The organism is Microvirgula curvata (genome assembly GCF_054781615.1).
On the sequence record NZ_BAAGUB010000004.1, the window covers coordinates 162975 to 180186 of the forward strand.

Genomic DNA, 17212 nt, shown 5'->3' on the forward strand with positions numbered 1-17212 from the left:
CCGGTCACCCCATGAGCCCACCCTCCGCCGGCACGTCTCTTCCGTCCCCGGCCAGCGCCAGCGGCGGCAATGGTCTGCTGTGGAGCCTGGCCGGCGTGGCCGTCGTGCTTGCCATCCTGCAGCCGCGCGCGCCCATGGACTGGATCGGGCTGGTCGACTGGCGCACCATCGGCGCCCTGGCCGGACTGCTGGCGATCACCCAGGGCGTCGAGCGCAGCGGCATCCTGCAGACAGTCGGCCAGCGTCTGCTGTCGCGCATCACGAATCTGCGCACGCTGGGTCTGCTGCTCACCGGGGGGGCGGCCCTGCTGTCCGCGCTGGTCACCAACGACGTCAGCCTGTTCCTGCTGGTGCCGATGACCCGGGTGCTGGCGGCGCAGGCCCATCTGCCGCTGACGCGACTGGTGGTGCTCGAAGCGCTGGCAGTCAATGCCGGTTCGGCGCTGACCCCGATCGGCAATCCGCAAAACCTGTATCTGTGGCACCGTTCCGGCGAGAGTTTCTTCGGCTTTATCGGCATGATGGCGCCGGCCGCCGCGATCATGCTGTTCTGGGTATTTGTCGCCTGCTGGCTGCTGCTGCCGCGCACGCCCATCACCCTCAAACCGGCGGTCAGCACCGCACCGGTCGCGCCGCGCCTGCTTGGTCTGTCGGTGCTGCTGTTCATCGGCTTTGTCATCGCGCTCGACCGGAACTGGCTGCCGGCGGGGCTGGCGGTGGTCTTCGGCGTCTACCTGTTTGCTCATCCGCGCGTGCTGCGCGGCATCGACTGGGGGCTGCTGGCGGTGTTCGTGCTGATGTTCGTCGACCTGCGGCAGATCGCCGACCTTCCTGCCATTACCACGGTACTTCGTCAGTGGTCGATCGCCGACGGCTGGCGCGCGTATCTGGCCGCCATCGCCACCTCGCAGCTGATCAGCAATGTCCCTGCCACCCTGCTGCTGGACCGGCATGTCACTGACCTGACCGCGCTGGCCATCGGGGTGAATGTCGGCGGCTTCGGCTGCGTGCTGGGCTCGCTCGCCAATCTGATCGCGCTGCGTCTGGCCCGGGTGCCGCACGGCTTGCGCGACTTCCACTGCATCAGCCTTCCCTTCCTGCTGGTCTGCGCCGCCTCGGTCGCCGTGCTGCTCTAGGACAGCGCCGCCTCGACCCGGTTGCGGCCATTGTGCTTGGCCTTGTACAGCGCCTTGTCGGCCTGCTTCAGCACCGTTTCCACGGCAGCCCCGCCCGCCGGCCAGTGGGACACGCCGGCCGACAGGGTGATCGGCGTTCCGGTCGGGCTGTCGGTTGCGGCAATCCGCGTGCGCAAGCGCTCGGCAACCCCGATCGCCGTTTCCTGGCTGCAGTCGGGCAGCAGCATGCAGAATTCCTCGCCACCGAGCCGGCACAGCAAATCGTTGCTTCGCGAGCCATTGCGCATCTGCCGTGCCAGGTATTGCAGCACCCGGTCGCCGGTATCGTGGCCGAACTGGTCATTGACCTGCTTGAAGTGATCGACATCCAGGGCGATGACGGCAAACGGCCGCGCCTCGGCCTGCCATTGCGCCAGCGCCGCCTGCATCCCGCGCCGGTTGACCAGCCCGGTCAGGGTATCGGTAATGTTCTCCTGATTGAGCCGCCCGAGTTTCTGATGGATCTTCGCCAGGCCGGCCAGCATCGCCCGCTTCAGCTGCTCGGCCTCGACATACCATGAACGCACCCGACGGATCTGTTCCGGCGCATGGGGTGAATCCCAGTCCTGGGCGGTATTGGCCAGCCGCGACAGTGGCTGCGCAATCACCCGCGACATCCACCAGGCGCCCAGTACCGACAGCAGAAAGAACGGGAAGGTGTGGCGCAGGACATCCAGCATCAGGCCATCCAGTCCCTGCAGCGTCGCGGCCGTCGGCCGCTGGGCGACGATGCCCCAGCCGGTGCGGCGCAGCGGCGCATATCCGGTCAGCATGTCGGTTCCCTGCGAGTTGACCAGTTGCAGATTGCCGGTCTGGCCGGCAATGACCGCCTCGATGGCCGGATTGTCGGCCACGACCTGCCCGACCCGTTTCGGGTCCCGGTGATAGATCAGCCGCCGCTGCTGGTCGACCACATACAGGTAGGAACCGTCACGGTAATAGTTCTCTCCCAGCAGCGAATGCAGGACGTTCTTTTCCTGCAGATAGATCGCGCCGCCGACATAGCCCAGATATTGGCCGTCCGCCGTGTAGACCGGCTGGGAAATAAAGATCAGCAGGTAACCGGATGCCCCGATATACGGTTCGGAAATCATTGGCTGGCGCCGCTTCAGCGCGGCGCGGATCCCCGGGCTGTCGATGATCACGCCGGTCAGCGCGGGCCGGCGCGGCGCGGCCGCCAGCGCCGTGCCGTCGGCACGGATGATAAAGACCGAATTGAAGCTGCCGTTCTGCTGCTGCAGACGGTCGGCCTCGGCCACCAGTTGCGCCGGCTGGTCCATCAGCGGCGTCAGCAGCCTGGCGCTGTAGGCCAGTTGCCGCTGCGCATCGGCCAGAAAATGGTCGGTGCTGCTGGCCAGCTTGATCGCGTAGGCACGGTTGGTTTCCATCGCCTGTTCCATCAGCAGGCTGCGCTGGGTACGGTAGCTGGCGTAGAAGGTATAGGTCAGCGTCAGCAGGGCCGTGCTGACAGTCAGCAGCAGGATCAGGCGGCGGAGGTTTATTTTTATCATGACGTCATTATTACGTAATGACGGTGCCGGTGGCGCGGTTTGCCGGTACTGCCGCCAGATCAGAACCGCTCTTCCGGCCGCAGATAGCGCCATTGCCCCTGCGCCAGGTCGCCCAGCGCAATGCGGCCGACGCGGATGCGGCGGACCTCGGTCACCCTCAGGCCGACCGCATCGGCCATGCGCCGGATCTGCCGCTTGTGGCTGTCGCGCAGCAGCACGCGCAGTTGCCGGTCGCTCTGGCGGCTGACCCTGGCCAGCTTCAGCAGTTCATCGTCCACCGTCACCCCGGCCGCCAGCCGTGCCAGTGCCGCCTCGGACACCTCGCCGTCCAGACCGACCAGGTATTCCTGCTCGAAATCGGCGGCATCGGCAATCAGCTTGCGGGCAATGCGCCCGTCCTGGGTCAGCACCAGCAGGCCGGACGAATCCACATCCAGTTTGCCGGCCGGCGCCAGCTGGTTCAGGTGTTTCTTCAGGAAGGCGTAGCCGGAGCGGTCGCTGGCAGAACGGGTTTCCGGCTTGATCAGCATCCAGGCCGGCCACTCGCCGTTCTCCGACAGACCGGCCGCATAGCCGACCGGCTTGTTCAGCAGGATGGTCACCCGGTCGGCCTGCATCGCCATTGCCTGCCGGGTCAGCTCGATCTGCTGGTCGGGGCGAACCCGGCTGCCCAGCACGTCGACCACCTCGCCATCGACCCGGACCAGCCCCATCTCGATGAACTCGTCGGCCTCGCGGCGCGAGCACAGGCCCAGTTCGGTCATGCGTTTGGACAGGCGGAGGGTATCGGTCATGGTGCGGTCTTCAAGGTCGGGCGGCGGGAGCGCGATTATCCCGGTTTTCACCGCCCGGGTCTGTAGCGGGTGTCGTATTTCCCCGACGGCCCCTTAACGCCGGTTTAGCCAGAAGCGGCATGATGGATATCATGGAAAAACAACCATAACTTCATGATATTCAATGATAAAACAAAACCACATACTTCATGAAATTCCAGGAACGGCAGCAAGTAGCGGCATTTCGCGCCGCCCGTTCCATGCATAGGCCAACGGACAGGCGGCGCCCGTCCCTGCCCGGCTGGACGGCCATCGTCCTGGCCTCCTCACTGCCGGCCCTGTTCCCCCTGCTCCACCACGACAGCAGCGACCGGATCAGCAAGGTCTGGCTCTCCGGGCTGCTCCTGCTGTGCACGACCGCACTGTGCTGGCGAACGCGCTGGCTCCGGCCGCTTGCCGTCACCGTCTGCCTGCTGCTGGCCACCAACCTGACCCTGTCGCTGTTTGCCCATGTCAGCTACCGCCACCCGTTCAACGACGGACTGGCGATGAGCATCATCCTGACCCACCCGCGCGAAGCGTTCGGGATGCTGACGCTGTACTGGCCGTATCTGCTGGCGCTGCCGGCCGGCTGCGCCCTGTTTCTGCTGCCGGCCATCACCCTGTCCCGCCACAGCGGGCGCCGGCCACTGGTCGTGGCGACAGCGCTGCTGGTCACCTATGCCGGCTACAGCTGGCTGAAAGCGGCATGCATGGACGATCCGCCGGCGGACCGGAAGGTCCCGAGCGTTCACTTGCTGCGCAAGAGCGCCCTGTTCAACGGCAGCCATTTCGCCGCTGCCCTGCATGACCAGCCGCTGTTCGACCGCATCGCCCGCCACCCGGTCCGGCACAGGCTGACCGTCACCGACAGCGGCATCGATACCTATGTACTGGTCATCGGCGAATCGGCCCGGAAAAGCCATCACAGCCTGTACGGCTACCCGCGGGATACCACCCCGCACGCCCGGCGGCGGCAGGATGCCATGCTGGTGTTCGACCAGGCCATCGCCGGCGCGCCGCTGACCAATCTGGCCGTGCCGCTGGCGCTCAGTGCCAGCCACCCGGCACGCCACGATCCACTGCTGTATGCCGACAATGTGATCCATATCGCCAACCAGGCCGGGTTTCGCACCTTCTGGTATTCAAAACAGGAAGCCTTTGGCCTGTGGGCCAGCAGCATCAGCGGCATCGCGCTGAGCGCCGGACAGCAGCGCTGGATCCATGGCGACCATGACGGTGCATTGCTGGTGCCATTGCGCGAGGCGCTCGCCACGCCCGGCAGAAAACTGATCGTGCTGCACCTGAACGGCAGCCACCCGCCGGCCTGCGCCCGCTTCCCGCCCCACGCCACGGTATTCACCGGCGGCGAGCCGGCGGACGACTGCTACGACAACTCGATCCGCTACACCGATGCCCTGCTCGGGCAGATCTTCCCGCTGCTCGACCGGCAAAAAGCGTCGCTGCTGTATTTCTCCGACCACGGGCTGGAACGGCAGCCGCAGCGGCATCCGGTCTATGTCCACGGTGGCGGCCTGCCCAGCCGGCAGGCTTTCGATGTCCCGCAGTTCATCTGGTACAGCCGGCAGGTCTCGGCCACCAGCCGCCGCAGCGGACGGGTTACCGGACCGTATTCGACCGCCGACAATTTCGAGCTGATCCAGGACTGGCTCGGCGTCGACACCGGCCGGACCAGCTGCCGCTCCCCGCTGGCCCGCTGCTACCGGCGTGACGACAATGTCCATGTCGTGACCGCCAGCCGGGACAGCATGCCTTATGCCCGTCTGCGCGAGCGGCCGGACTGAGCGTGCGCGGCCCCTTACCGGCGGGCACCAAGGGCGCGGGTCAGCCGGGTAGCATTGCGCTCCAGTTCGCCCAGCGGATCGGCGCCAGTGGTATCCAGCACCACCAGCCGGGCGCCGCCGGCGGCAATGGCACGGGCCAGCTCTTCGGATGGCTGCTGGTGATGCACCACCAGTGCCACCGACTGCGACTTCAGTCGCTGGCTCAGCGCACCCAGCGCCTGCGTCGTCCACGCCTCCTCCTCCTTCAGCTCGGTCCCGACCAGATCGAGGTTGAAACCGGATATCAGATAATCGAGCCGGTCGGACAGGCTCAGCACCGACACATTGCTGACCGCGGCCAGTTGCGCCTCGGTACCGGCCGCCAGCGTCACCAGCTGACGGCGGAAAGCAGCCAGATTGCTCTCGATTTTCGCCCGGTCGTCCGGCGACAGCCGACCCAGGTCGGCTGCCACGATATCGGCCATGCGGCCGAGATTGATCGCATCCAGCCACGGGTAGGCCCCCAGTGCCGCAGCCTGGGGACCGCCCTGCAGCGCAATGCCGGGCAAGGCGCCGTCGACCGGGCGGGCGGCGTCAATCTCGACGATGCGGATATTGCTGCGCCGCGCCAGCGGGTACAGCGGATCTTCCGGCCAGATCGACCGCAGGGCGACCACCGCATCGGCCCCGGTCGCCGCCTGCTGCAGCGCGGGAGCGCCCCGGCCGGAGAAGTACGACAGCAGGCGGGTCGGCGGGATCGATGCCGGCGCCACGCGGCGGGCCTCGATACCGGTGTCGGCGGTCAGTGTCGCCGTCAGAGCCTGGGTCAGCGGGTGCGCGGCCAGCACGACCGGGCCGGCCAGCGCGGCATTCATGGCACCGGCCAGCAGGCCGGCCAGCAAGGTCAGAGTCAGTTTGTTCATCCGGCATTTCCTTTCAGGCCCGGCAGCACGCCACGGGCGATGGCCGCCAGTGCGAACAGCAGACCGGCCGTGAGAATGATCGCGGCGCCCGACGGCACCGGCAGTTCCAGTTCGATCGGCACCAGGATACCGACCAGGGTACTGATCGTCGCCAGCAGCACCGACAGACCGAAAAAGCCCTTCAGCGACTGGCTCAGCAAGCGAGCGGCAGCGGCGGGAATGATCAGCAGCGCACCGACCAGGATCGCACCGATGACCTTGACTGCCGCCACGGTGACCAGGGTGACCGTCACCACGAACAGGTAGTCGAGCGCCTTGACCGGCACGCCGCGCACACCGGCCAGTTGCGGATTGAAGCTGGCCAGCATCAGGCGGTTGTAGTTCGGCAGCGTCAGCCCCAGTACCAGCGCCGCCACCACGGCCAGCACCAGCAGATCCTGGCCATTGACCGTCAGCACCGAGCCGAACAGCACGTTTTCCAGGATGTGGACGTTGATGCGGCCGGACAGGATCAGCAGCAGGCTGGCGCCAAGTGCCAGCGACACCGACAGGAACACGCTGATCAGCGTGTCCGGCGACAGGCCGGTGCGGTTGCGCAGATAGTTCAGGCCGACGCCGAACAGCAGGCAGTAGCCGAACAGCCCGCCATACGGACCGGTGTACGGCTCGCCGAGCAGGATGCCGATCGCCACGCCGGTCAGCGCCGCATGGCCAACCGCTTCGGAGAAGAACGCGAAGCGCTTGACCACCACCAGCGTGCCGAGCCCGCCGAGCACCGGCCCGATCACCAGCCCGGCCAGCACCGCATTGATGACGAAGCCGTAGCCGAGCGAGGCCGGCAGCCAGCCGCTGGCGGCCCAGCCCTGCACGGCGAGGCGGAAACTTTCGAACAGGGTCATGCGGCAACCTCCAGCCCGGCCGCCGCCGGCCGGGTCGAGAACAGCGCCATCAGCCGCTCTGGCGTCAGCGTCGGCGCCGGCGGGCCGTCGAACAGCACGCGCCGGTTCAGGCCGGTCACATGGTCGGCCAGCCGGCCAACCGCCGACAGATCGTGCTCGATCCACAGCACGGTCACGCCGGCCTCGCGCCAGCCGGCCAGCAGGCGCTCAAAGATGGCCGCGCCGGCTTCGTCCAGCGCCGACATCGGCTCATCGAGCACCACCAGCCCCGGCGCCGGAATCAGGCTTTGCGCCAGCAGCACGCGCTGACGTTCGCCGCCGGACAGCGCGCCCATGCGCCGGCGGCGCTTGTCGAGCAGGCCGACCCGCCCCAGCGCCTCGGCAATGGCATCGGCCCGGTGCGGCGACAGACCGAAGAACACCGGCCGGCGCTGACACATCGCGGCCATGAAATCGTCGACCGTCATCGGCAGTGCGCGATCGAACTCCAGCGCCTGCGGCACATAGGCAATGACGCCGGCCTGCTCACCGGGCCACTCCAGCGTCAGCGTGCCGCGATGCGGCGTCTGGCCGAGCAGGGTCTTGACCAGCGAGCTCTTGCCGCCACCGTTCGGACCGACCAGCGCGTGGACACTGCCGGCGGCCACCCGCAGCGACACCTCGCACAGGATGTCAGTGCGGCCCAGCGTCAGGCCGACCTGCTCGAAGCACAGGGCCGGGCCGCTCACTGGCCGGACTCCTGGATCGCCTGCACCACGGTGGCCAGGTTCTTGGCCATTTCCTGCTCGTACTTGGCAGCGCTGTAGGCGCCGTACGAGATATGCGACAGCGCGTAGAGGCGTACGCCGGTTTCACGCCGGATGGTGTCGACGTAGGCGGACGGGAAGTTCAGTTCGGAGAAGATCACCTTCACATGCAGCCGCTTCAACTGGTCGATAGTGCCCTTCAACTGGCTGGGACTCGGCTCGATGCCGTGCGCCGGCTCGACCACGGCGGTCACTTCGAGGCCGAACTCGCGCAGCAGGTAATCGTAGGCACCATGGATGGTGGCGACCTTGAAATCGGCGCCCGGTGCCCGGGCCAGCTTGGCCATCGCATCGGCGCGCAGCTTGCGCAGCTTCTGCGCATAACGGCGGGCATTGGCGACATAGACGGCGGCATTGGCCGGATCGTACTTGCCGAGCTCGCGGGCAATGGTGTTGACCTGGGCAATCGACGCGGTAATCGACAGGAAGGTGTGCGGATTGACCACCTTGCCGGAACCGCGTGCGGCCATGCCGGTCGCGGCCAGCAGCGGCACCTGGGCATTGGCCTCGATCACCGGCAGTTTCGGTTTTTCGCTGGCGGCGATCATGCGCTCGGCAAAATCGTCATGGCCGACGCCATTGACCACCATGACGTCGAGGGTGCCGACGCGCTTGATGTCGTCGGCGCGCGGCTCGTATGCATGCGGGTTGAAGCCGGCCGGGATGATCGGCACCACGTCGGCCTTGTCGCCGACGATATTCGCTACATAGCTGTAGTACGGATGCAGGGTCACGCCGATGCGCAGGCGCTTGTCCTGCGCCCAGACCGGTTGTGCCAGCAGGCAGGCCAGCGCGACGCAGGCCAGCACGGCGCGCCAGACAGGGCGAAAAGTCAGGGACGGCAAAGAGAATACGGGTGACATGGCAGATTCTTCAGTTCGGGATGGGCTTGTCAGTCCTGCGACTGACGCGTGACGCCCGCATCGAAGCGGGCAACGACCTGCAGCCAGCCGGCCTCGGCCAGGCTGGCATCATCAAGCCGTGCCGGCAGCGCCTTCAGGCTGCGGCGCAGCCATACATCGGCGGCAGCGGCATGACCGTGGCCGTCATCGGCAGCCGCGATACGCAGCAGCATCGAGCCGGCGACCCCGGCATCGGCGCTGACACCGGCAAAGGCCAGCCGGGTGCCGTCCTGCAATCGCGACCACACATGGCCGCCACGCTTCGCGCTGCTGACATCGGTGGCGAACGGCGGCAGGCCGGCATCGGCCAGCGCCGTGACCGCCGGCCGGCCGTGATCGAGCAGCGGGATCTCGTCAGCGGCAATCAGCAGGTCGGCGTACACCCCCTGCTCGGCCGCGGTCAGGTCGCGCCGGGCATCGATCTGGTGGGCGGGCAGCGCCTGCTCGCCGGCGCGGTCCGTGCGCAGCACGACCACGGTCGCCGCCACGGCGAGAATCAGCGCGGCCCACAGCGCCACCCACAGGGTTTCATGCCCGGCACCGGCCGGGCGCACCACAATCCGGGTCGCCATCGCTATTTGATATCCGTGTGATCGACTTCGACCACATGGCCGGGGCCGGCATCGAACACCACGTAGAACTCGCCGGCCGGGCGCTTGAATACCAGTGTCGAATTGGCGCCGAGCTTGCCCTTGACCAGGGTTTTCTCGTTGTAGCCGACCACGTCCAGCGTCACGCCGGGCGCGCCGCTGCCATCGGAAAACCCGCCCTTGCAACTGACCTGGCCAGCGGCAATATTTCGACACTGGCACAACGGGTTGTGCGCGCTGGCGTGCTGGCTGACCGCCATCAGGCCGGCCAGTGCCAGCAGGGCCGACATTGCTTTTACATACCGATTTGCCTTCATTGTCCTGCTCCCTGTTTTTTCAGCCATGCCATCGTCGCCGGCGAGGCCTCTGCCAGCGGCCAGCTGGTCTGATGCACCGCCCCGTCCCAGCCCTCGACCGTCAGCCAGATCGCCGCATCGGCGCGACTGCGTTCGGGAATGGGGATATTGGCCATCTGCCGGTACGGCGTACCGGAGAACAGCCCGCCGGCGGTGCGCAGATTGCGCGGCTTGCCGACACGCAGATAGGCGGCCTTGATCCCGGCTCCGCAGCCGGCGCACGGCGCCAGCGTGAAGGTCTTGATGTAACCGGCCTCGCCATCGCGGATCGGTTCGCGTGCCTGCCACTCGGCCAGCCGCACCGTCCACGGTCCGACCTGCTTTTCGGCCAGCTCGCGCTCGCCCAGGCCCTTGTCGCCACTCATCAGCCCCAGGGTGTGGAAGTACTGCGGCAGATAGCCGAGCGGAATCAGGATCAGCAGCGCGCTGAGATGGAAACGCCAGCGGAACCACAGACGGCCGGCACGCGAGGCGGGTTGCGGCTTGCGGCTCATGGCGCGCTCCTTTCTGCCACGGCAACCGGCGATGCCGCCGGCCGGGGCCGCCTGATCACGGCGGCAGTCGCCTGCGCCGTGCGTTTGGTCCAGATCAGCAGGCCGCTGAACACCATCATGGTCAGCAGCAGGCCGAAGAAGAAATACACCAGCTTCAGCCACAGCCCGGCGAAGTCACCGGTATGCAGCGGGCGCATCGATTCGGTGACCAGCTCCAGCCCGGAGCGGTCGGACACGCGGCGCGACCACTCGACCCGACCGTTGTACGGGTTGATGCTCAGCTCCTCGAACAGCAGCGGATAGTTGCCGCGACCGCCGACGCTGATGGGGTCGTAGGCATTGGCCGGCAGGCTGACGAAGGTCGGCGTCAGGTCGGGGAAGGTCCTGCTGGCAATCTGTGCGGCCTGGTCGAGCGACAGCCGTTGCGGCGCGCGGCCGTCCAGGCTCGGCGGCACATCCTCGCGCGCCACCACCACCGGTATGCCGGCCGTCGAGAACGACACGTGGTTATCGGCCAGCGCGGCCTGGATCAGGAACCACAGGCCGGTGACGGCAATGATGGCAATAAACGGGATCGACCAGATGCCGGCCAGACGGTGGAAGTCGCCCCAGAACACGCGCGAGCCCTTGTCGAAGCGCAGCCGGGGCTTGAGAAAGCCGCGCCAGAAACGCTTGTAGACCACCAGCCCGGTAATCAGCGAGCCCAGCAGCGGAATCGCCAGCGCCGACACCGCATACCAGCCGAGGTTGTAGCTGCCGTTGAACGGCATCAGCAGCCAGCCGTGGATGGCACGGATGAACTGGCGGAAATCGAAGCCCGAGGTCGAGCCCTGGATGTCGCCGGTATACGGGTTCACGTACAGCGTTTCGCTGGTCGCATCCGGATTGGTCACCCGCACAGTCAGCGCAAACTGCGACTTCACCGGCCGCGCGATCGACTGCACCACTGCATCCGGGCGGTTGCGATTGACGGCGGCCAGCACCGCGTCGTAGCCGAGCAGCGGCGGATCACCGTCCGGCTGCCGCGCCCGCGTATCCGGATTGGCGACCCAGATGATTTCCTGGCTGACCGTGGCGATGGTGCCGGTCAGACAGACAAAGAACAGGAAAGCCCAGATGGGCAGCGCCAGCCAGCTGTGGAACAGGAACCACAGCCTGGCATTCGATTTCTTTTGGACTTGGACCATGTCGCTCTTTTTTTTCATGACACCCCCGCGGCGGTGCAGGTCGGCGGGACGAGGACGCAGCAGCCCGGGCTCTGCGTCGGCGGCTGCAAGGCTAGCAGAAGCAAACAATAACGAGAATCATTTTTCTTTATCGGCAAGAATTTTCTCCATCCGGAACAGGCACTTTCGCCGTGCGCCGGCGTCCGCCTTGCAACAGCGGCCGGCAACACGCGCAGACACCATGGCAGTCCAGCGGCAACAGCGACCGCCGCCAGCCAATACCGGCCACCAGCCGTGTCAGGCAGCGGTGCAGCGCCGGGTCATCGGTTTCTTCGATCCGGCCGCAACGGCGGCAGACCAGCCGCATGGCCGGCGGCGCGCCGTCGAGCCAGCGGAACACCGTGGTGCCGGACACCAGCCGGCAGGCCAGCAGCACCCCGCCGCGATGCAGCGCGTTGACCTGGCGATACAGGGTGCTCAGCGATACCTGGCGCGCCTGATGGGCAACCAGTTCGGCGGCAATCTGCTCGACAGCGAAGTAGCGCGCCGGCTCGCGGGCGAACACCTCCAGCACCCGCAGGCGAAATACGCTGGCTCGCAGCCCGGCGGCCACCAGGGCATCAAAGGGTGTCATCGCGCCTCCAGCCGCCACCGAGGGCCTTGAACAGTTCCACTGCCGCCTGCTGGCGCCGCAGGCGCAGCGTCAGCCGCTCGTCCTCGGCGGCGAACAGCGTGCGTTGCGTATCCAGTACGGTCAGCAGCGTGTCTGCGCCGGCCCGATAGCGTCGCTCGGCCAGGGTCAGCGCACGTTGAGCCTGCTCGTGCGCCTCATCGGCCGAGCGCAACTGACGCTCCAGTCCGTCAATCGTGTTCAGCGCCTGTTCGGTATCGCGGAAAGCGGCGACGATGGCCTGGCGATAATCGGCCAGCAGTTCGGCCCGGCGCGCGTCGGCCTGATCGCGCTGCGCCGCCAGCCGGCCGGCATTGAAGATCGGCGCGGTCAACGCCCCGGCCAGGCTGTAGACCGGGTTGTCCAGCCAGCGGCCGGCCCGGTCGCTGTTCGAGCCGATGCCGGCCGTCAGCCGCACCGCCGGCAGCATGGCGGCCCGCGCCACGGTGATGTCGGCATCGGCCGCCGCCAGTCGCGCTTCGGCGCGGGCCAGATCCGGACGCCGGGTCAGCAGTGCCGAGGGCGGACCGGCGTCCAGCGTCGGCCAGCCCAGCGCCGACAGCCGTTCACCCTCGATATCGAAACCGGCCGGCAGGTGCCCGCCCAGGCTGGCCAGCAGAATCAGCGCATCGCGCGCCTGCTGCGCCAGGGCATCGACCTGCTGCTGCGCGCTGGCCACCAGCCCGCGCTGCTGCGCCAGCGCCAGCGGCGTCTCGGCACCGGTCCCGGCGCGCACGCGCACGGTGGCCAGCACCCGCTCGGCCCGTGCCAGGTCGGCGCGGGCGATCGCTGCCCGCTCGCGCAGCGCCAGCGTCTGCAGATAGGCCGATGCCACGCTGGCGCTGACCGTCAGCCGCACCGTATCGCGATCGAAACGCGACGCCTGCACACCGGCCAGCGCGCTGGCGCGGGCAGCACGATTGCCACCCCAGAAATCCAGTTCGTAACTGGCCGACAGCCCGGCGTTGAATGCCCTGCCCTCGTCAGCCTGCCCGCCGAGGCGGCCGGTACGCGAGGCGCCGGCCGTCAGCGAGAGTTCCGGCGCCAGCGCAGCACCGGCCATCCTGGCCCGGGCGCTGGCCTGCGCCAGCCGTGCCACGGCAGCGGCGATATCGTGACTGTCGCGCCGGGCGTCCCCCACCAGCCGGTCCAGTTCGGCGCTGCCAAAGCCGCGCCACCAGTCGGCATCGATGCCATCCGTCTCGCCATCAGCGGCTTGCCTCCAGTGCGCCGGTATCGGCAGGCCGGCGTCGGTGTTCGTCACCGGCAGCGCGCAGGCGGCCAGCAGACACAGCGGCGACAGCAGAAAAAAACGGCGGATTGCCATCATCATGGTGTTCACTCCCCCGCCAGCGCGACGACAGGATCGAGCCGGGCCGCCTGCCGCGCGGGCATATAGCCGAACACCAGCCCGGTCAGCAGCGCGCAGGCAAAGGCGCCGACCATGGCGGTGACGGAGAAAATCAGCGGCAGGCCGAACAGCACCAGCACGCTACCGACCAGCAGCCCGATCAGCACCCCGGCCAGTCCGCCGACCAGCGAGACCAGCACCGCCTCGGTCAGGAACTGGCGCAGGATGTCGCGCTGACGCGCGCCGGTCGCCATGCGGATGCCGATCTCGCGCGTCCGCTCGCGCACCGTCATCAGCATGATGTTCATCACGCCGATGCCGCCGACCAGCAGCGACACCGCAGCGATCAGCGCCAGCAGCAGCGACAGCGTGTCACTGGTCGCCGCCTGTGCCGCGATGCGCGACGCGGCATTGAACATGCGGAAATCGCGCTGGCGATGCCGCTCCAGCATCAGGGTGTCGATGGCCGCCTCGGTTTCCTGCAGCTTCGCGCCGTCGGCCAGACCGATGGTCAGCCACGACGGATACGGATTGCCGTACAGCCGGCTGCTGGCGGTCGAAAACGGCAGCACCACCCGGTTGTCCTCGTCGCTGTCGCCGGACTGCGCGCCCTTGGACGCCAGCACGCCGATGACCTGGAACGGCACCTTGTCCAGCAGCACCCGGCGCCCGAGCGGGTCATCGTCCTTGAACAGCGCATCGCGCACCCGTTCGCCGATCACCACCACCTTGGCCATGGTCCGTTCGTCCTCGGCCGAGAAAAACATGCCGCGCGCCGTTTTCCAGTTCAGCGCCTGCGGAAACTCGCTGCTGACGCCGCCGCCCTCGGCGCGGTAGTCGAGATTGCCGTAGCGGATCACCACCTGCCCTTCGAGGTACGGCATCACCAGCGCCACATTCGGCACGGCACGGATGGCGGCCGCATCTTCCAGCGTGACCCGGCCGCCGTTCTGGCGCGCGCTGTCGCCATTCGGGCCGAGATAGATATTGTTGGCGCCGAATGCCGAGAGCTGTTCGAGCACGCGCTGTTTCGAGCCCTGGCCGACCGCCAGCATGACAATGACCGACGCCACGCCGATCACGATGCCGAGCAGGGTCAGTGCGGTGCGGAAACGGTTGATCCACATCACCCGCCATGCCGCCCGGCAGGCTTCGCGCATGTCGCCGGCCAGCGTGGCCGCCCGGGTGCGGCTGCCGTCGGCCATCTGTTCGAGCCAGCCACTGTCGCTGCCGTCAGCCCGGCTGGCATCCGGGCCGGAATCGGCAACCACCCGGCCATCGCGGACCTCGATCACCCGGCGCGCGCGCGCCGCCACCGCCCGGTCGTGAGTAATCAGGATCAGGGTATGGCCGGCCGCAGCCAGCTCGTCGAGCAGCGCCATGACCTCGATGCCGCTCTGGCTGTCGAGGGCACCGGTCGGTTCGTCAGCCAGAATGATGCGGCCGCCGTTCATCAGCGCCCGCGCAATCGACACCCGCTGCTGCTGGCCACCGGACAACTGGTTCGGCCGGTAGTCATGGCGGGCGGACAGCCCGAGTCGCGACAGCAGCGCCGTCGCCCGCGCCGCGCGTTCGGCAGCCGGCATGCCGGCGTAGATCGCCGGCACTTCGACATTCTCGCGCGCGCTTTCGGTCGCGATCAGGTGATAGCCCTGGAATACGAAGCCGAATGCCTCGCGGCGCAGCCAGGCCAGTTCGTCGGCATCCAGCCCGGCCACATCGACGCCGCAGAAGCGGTACTGTCCCGATGTCGGCCGGTCCAGGCAGCCAAGCAGGTGCATCAGCGTCGATTTGCCGGAACCGGAGCTGCCGACAATGGCAACGAACTCGCCGGCATGAATGGTCAGCGACACGCCATGCAGCACTTCCACTTCCGGTGCATCGCCGCCGCCATAGGCCTTGCGGATCGCGTCGAGTTCGATCAGCGGCGTGCTCACAGGCTGAACCTCGGCGGTCCGGCCGGCGTGGCGCGCTCGCCGGTGATCAGCCGCTCTCCGGCCTGCAGCCCGGAACGAACCTCGGCCCGGAAGCGGTCACGCACCCCCAGCTGCACTTCGCGCACGACCACCCGGTCGTCCGCATCCAGCACCCGGGCACGCCAGACACCGGGCTTGCCGGCCACGGCTTCCAGCGCTGCCACCGGCGCCAGCACGACATTACGCGCACGGCCGGCAACGAAAAACACCTGCGCCGTCATCTGCGGCATCAGGTCTCCGTCGCGGTTGTCGACGTCGAACAGCACGGTATACGACACCACCTTGCTGCCGGCCGTGACCGGTGCCGTGCCGTTCTGCGCCGCCGTGGCCGGCGGTGCCGGCAACAGCTGACGCACCGTACCCTGCCAGCGCCGGCCGTCGATGCCGAGGGTGGTGAAATACACCGCCATGCCCGGCTTGACCCGGTGTACATCGGCCTCGGACACCTCGGTCCACACCGTCATCGTGCCGAGATCGGCGATGCGCAGCAGGTTCGGGGTCTGGTAGGTCGCATTCAGCGTCTGCCCTTCACGCGCTTCCAGCGACACCACGGTGCCGGCCATCGGAGCGAAGATGCGGGTATAGCCGAGCCGCACCTCATTGCCCTTCAGCGTCGACTGGGTCTGGTCGATCTGCGCGCGCAACTGGTCAAGCCGCGCCCGCGCCGAGCGCCAGGCCGCATGCGCGATCTGCCGGTCCTCGTCGCGGGTGGCATCACCGGCAGCGAGTTGCTGCTGGCGCGCATGCTGCTGCGCGGCCAGATCGAACTGCGCCTGCTGGTCGGCCAGTTGCGCACGCAGGCTGGCCAGTGCGGCACGGCCGGCATCGACTTCGGCCTGCTGCACGCTCGGGTCGATATCGACCAGCGCGGCGCCCTGTCCGACCCGGTCGCCCGGCTGCACCGCGATACGGCGGATCTGCCCGGACACCTGCGCGCCGACATCCACATACCGGCGCGGCTGCAGGGTGCCCAGCGCGGTCACATTGTCCTCGACATCCCCCCGCGCCAGCTGCACGGTGTCCCAGCGCGGTGCGGCGCGACCGAATGCCGCCCAGGCAGCCGCACTGGCCAGCAGCAGGCCGAGGACACACAGCAGCGCACGGCGCCGCCCGGGTGTTGCCCATCTCGCCATCGATCTACTTCCCGACCTCGAACGAGGTGGTGGCGGTATGCCGCACCGCTTCGTAGCGCTTGCCATCGACCGTCACCGCGCCGTTCACCCTGACCGAGACTTCCAGCAGGTAGCGACCGGGGAACGGCGTATCCAGCGTGACGCTGCCATCCTTCGCCGCCTGCAATGAGCGGTTCCACTGTGCCGAGGTCTGCACATTGACCCGGTCGGCCGCCACCGGCTTGCCCTTCCAGAACAGGCGGAAGGTATTGCCGTCCGGCCGGGTCGGCACCAGTTCCAGATCGCTGACGGCACGGGTTTCGCTGCGGCCGGCCCTGGCGTGGTAGATCGTCAGGCCGCCCTGGCCATCCAGCTGGCGCGCCTCGGCGCGCACGTCGCCGGACGCCCCGGCCTCCACGGCGAAACCGCTGCCGGCACGGCTCAGCGGCAGGGCCTTGCCGTCGGCGAGGAAGGCGCGCGGCGCGAGCAGCGTGCCGGCATCGTCGTCCGCCCGGGGGGACGACAGCTCGCCCAGTCGCAGCGAAACGGCGCCATCATCGGTACGCGCCGCCCACAGATAGGCGGCCTGCGCCGGCAACGACAGGCCGGCGGCAAGGGTTACGGCAATCAGTGCCTGGCAGGCAATACGCATCGGGAATTTCCTTGCAAAATGCGGCGGCGGGAA

General features: G+C 67.9%; 17 protein-coding genes. 2 read left to right on the plus strand and 15 right to left on the minus strand.

Annotated features, from left to right (window positions below; genetic code table 11):
• Window positions 1-11 precede the first annotated feature (11 nt).
• On the plus strand, window positions 12-1136 hold the full coding sequence (locus ACYVG8_RS02890; protein ID WP_107889197.1) for an SLC13 family permease: 1125 nt from the start codon (window positions 12-14) through the stop codon (window positions 1134-1136).
• Here ACYVG8_RS02890 and ACYVG8_RS02895 read toward each other — a convergent pair.
• Window positions 1133-2686, minus strand: a complete 1554-nt coding sequence (locus ACYVG8_RS02895) for a sensor domain-containing diguanylate cyclase (protein WP_028500275.1) — start codon at window positions 2684-2686, stop codon at window positions 1133-1135. The genes ACYVG8_RS02890 and ACYVG8_RS02895 overlap by 4 nt on opposite strands.
• A 59-nt stretch (window positions 2687-2745) precedes the next feature.
• A complete protein-coding gene (locus tag ACYVG8_RS02900) occupies window positions 2746-3480 on the minus strand; it encodes a pseudouridine synthase (protein WP_460744991.1) in 735 nt (244 codons plus the stop codon).
• 239 nt (window positions 3481-3719) lie between these two features.
• Between ACYVG8_RS02900 and ACYVG8_RS02905 the strand changes: the two genes are divergently transcribed.
• A complete protein-coding gene (locus ACYVG8_RS02905) occupies window positions 3720-5303 on the plus strand; it encodes a phosphoethanolamine transferase (protein ID WP_331637420.1) in 1584 nt (527 codons plus the stop codon).
• A gap of 14 nt (window positions 5304-5317) precedes the next feature.
• Here the strand turns inward: ACYVG8_RS02905 and ACYVG8_RS02910 are convergent, their stop codons facing one another.
• From ACYVG8_RS02910 to ACYVG8_RS02970, 13 genes are all read right to left on the minus strand, one after another.
• Complete coding sequence (locus ACYVG8_RS02910; RefSeq protein WP_460744992.1) at window positions 5318-6205, minus strand: metal ABC transporter solute-binding protein, Zn/Mn family; 888 nt, start codon at window positions 6203-6205, stop codon at window positions 5318-5320.
• Window positions 6202-7104, minus strand: a complete 903-nt coding sequence (locus tag ACYVG8_RS02915; protein ID WP_460744993.1) for a metal ABC transporter permease — start codon at window positions 7102-7104, stop codon at window positions 6202-6204. The genes ACYVG8_RS02910 and ACYVG8_RS02915 overlap by 4 nt, the downstream gene beginning before the upstream one ends.
• Window positions 7101-7832 (minus strand): metal ABC transporter ATP-binding protein, encoded by a 732-nt coding sequence (locus tag ACYVG8_RS02920; protein ID WP_028500279.1) that lies wholly within the window; start codon window positions 7830-7832, stop codon window positions 7101-7103. The genes ACYVG8_RS02915 and ACYVG8_RS02920 overlap by 4 nt, the downstream gene beginning before the upstream one ends.
• Window positions 7829-8773 (minus strand): metal ABC transporter solute-binding protein, Zn/Mn family, encoded by a 945-nt coding sequence (locus ACYVG8_RS02925; RefSeq protein WP_107889187.1) that lies wholly within the window; start codon window positions 8771-8773, stop codon window positions 7829-7831. The genes ACYVG8_RS02920 and ACYVG8_RS02925 overlap by 4 nt, the downstream gene beginning before the upstream one ends.
• 29 nt (window positions 8774-8802) lie before the next feature.
• On the minus strand, window positions 8803-9384 hold the full coding sequence (locus tag ACYVG8_RS02930; protein ID WP_107889185.1) for a DUF6162 family protein: 582 nt from the start codon (window positions 9382-9384) through the stop codon (window positions 8803-8805).
• 2 nt (window positions 9385-9386) lie between these two features.
• On the minus strand, window positions 9387-9692 hold the full coding sequence (locus tag ACYVG8_RS02935; protein WP_028500282.1) for a hypothetical protein: 306 nt from the start codon (window positions 9690-9692) through the stop codon (window positions 9387-9389).
• Between the two features lie 23 nt (window positions 9693-9715).
• The gene (locus ACYVG8_RS02940) at window positions 9716-10252 is read right to left on the minus strand and encodes a hypothetical protein (RefSeq protein ID WP_028500283.1); all 537 of its coding nucleotides are present in this window, start codon (window positions 10250-10252) and stop codon (window positions 9716-9718) included.
• Complete coding sequence (locus ACYVG8_RS02945) at window positions 10249-11439, minus strand: PepSY-associated TM helix domain-containing protein (protein ID WP_460744994.1); 1191 nt, start codon at window positions 11437-11439, stop codon at window positions 10249-10251. Before ACYVG8_RS02945 ends, ACYVG8_RS02940 begins: the two co-directional genes overlap by 4 nt.
• Before the next feature lie 127 nt (window positions 11440-11566).
• A complete protein-coding gene (locus tag ACYVG8_RS02950; protein WP_028500285.1) occupies window positions 11567-12052 on the minus strand; it encodes a transcriptional repressor in 486 nt (161 codons plus the stop codon).
• Window positions 12039-13421 carry an efflux transporter outer membrane subunit gene (locus ACYVG8_RS02955; protein WP_460744995.1) on the minus strand — a complete coding sequence of 461 codons (1383 nt, stop codon included), beginning with the start codon at window positions 13419-13421 and terminating at the stop codon, window positions 12039-12041. The genes ACYVG8_RS02950 and ACYVG8_RS02955 overlap by 14 nt, the downstream gene beginning before the upstream one ends.
• Window positions 13422-13426: 5 nt before the next feature.
• On the minus strand, window positions 13427-15376 hold the full coding sequence (locus ACYVG8_RS02960; RefSeq protein ID WP_460744996.1) for a MacB family efflux pump subunit: 1950 nt from the start codon (window positions 15374-15376) through the stop codon (window positions 13427-13429).
• Complete coding sequence (locus ACYVG8_RS02965) at window positions 15373-16548, minus strand: efflux RND transporter periplasmic adaptor subunit (protein WP_460744997.1); 1176 nt, start codon at window positions 16546-16548, stop codon at window positions 15373-15375. The genes ACYVG8_RS02960 and ACYVG8_RS02965 overlap by 4 nt, the downstream gene beginning before the upstream one ends.
• A 4-nt stretch (window positions 16549-16552) precedes the next feature.
• On the minus strand, window positions 16553-17179 hold the full coding sequence (locus tag ACYVG8_RS02970; RefSeq protein WP_028500289.1) for a hypothetical protein: 627 nt from the start codon (window positions 17177-17179) through the stop codon (window positions 16553-16555).
• Between the last annotated feature and the right edge of the window lie 33 nt (window positions 17180-17212).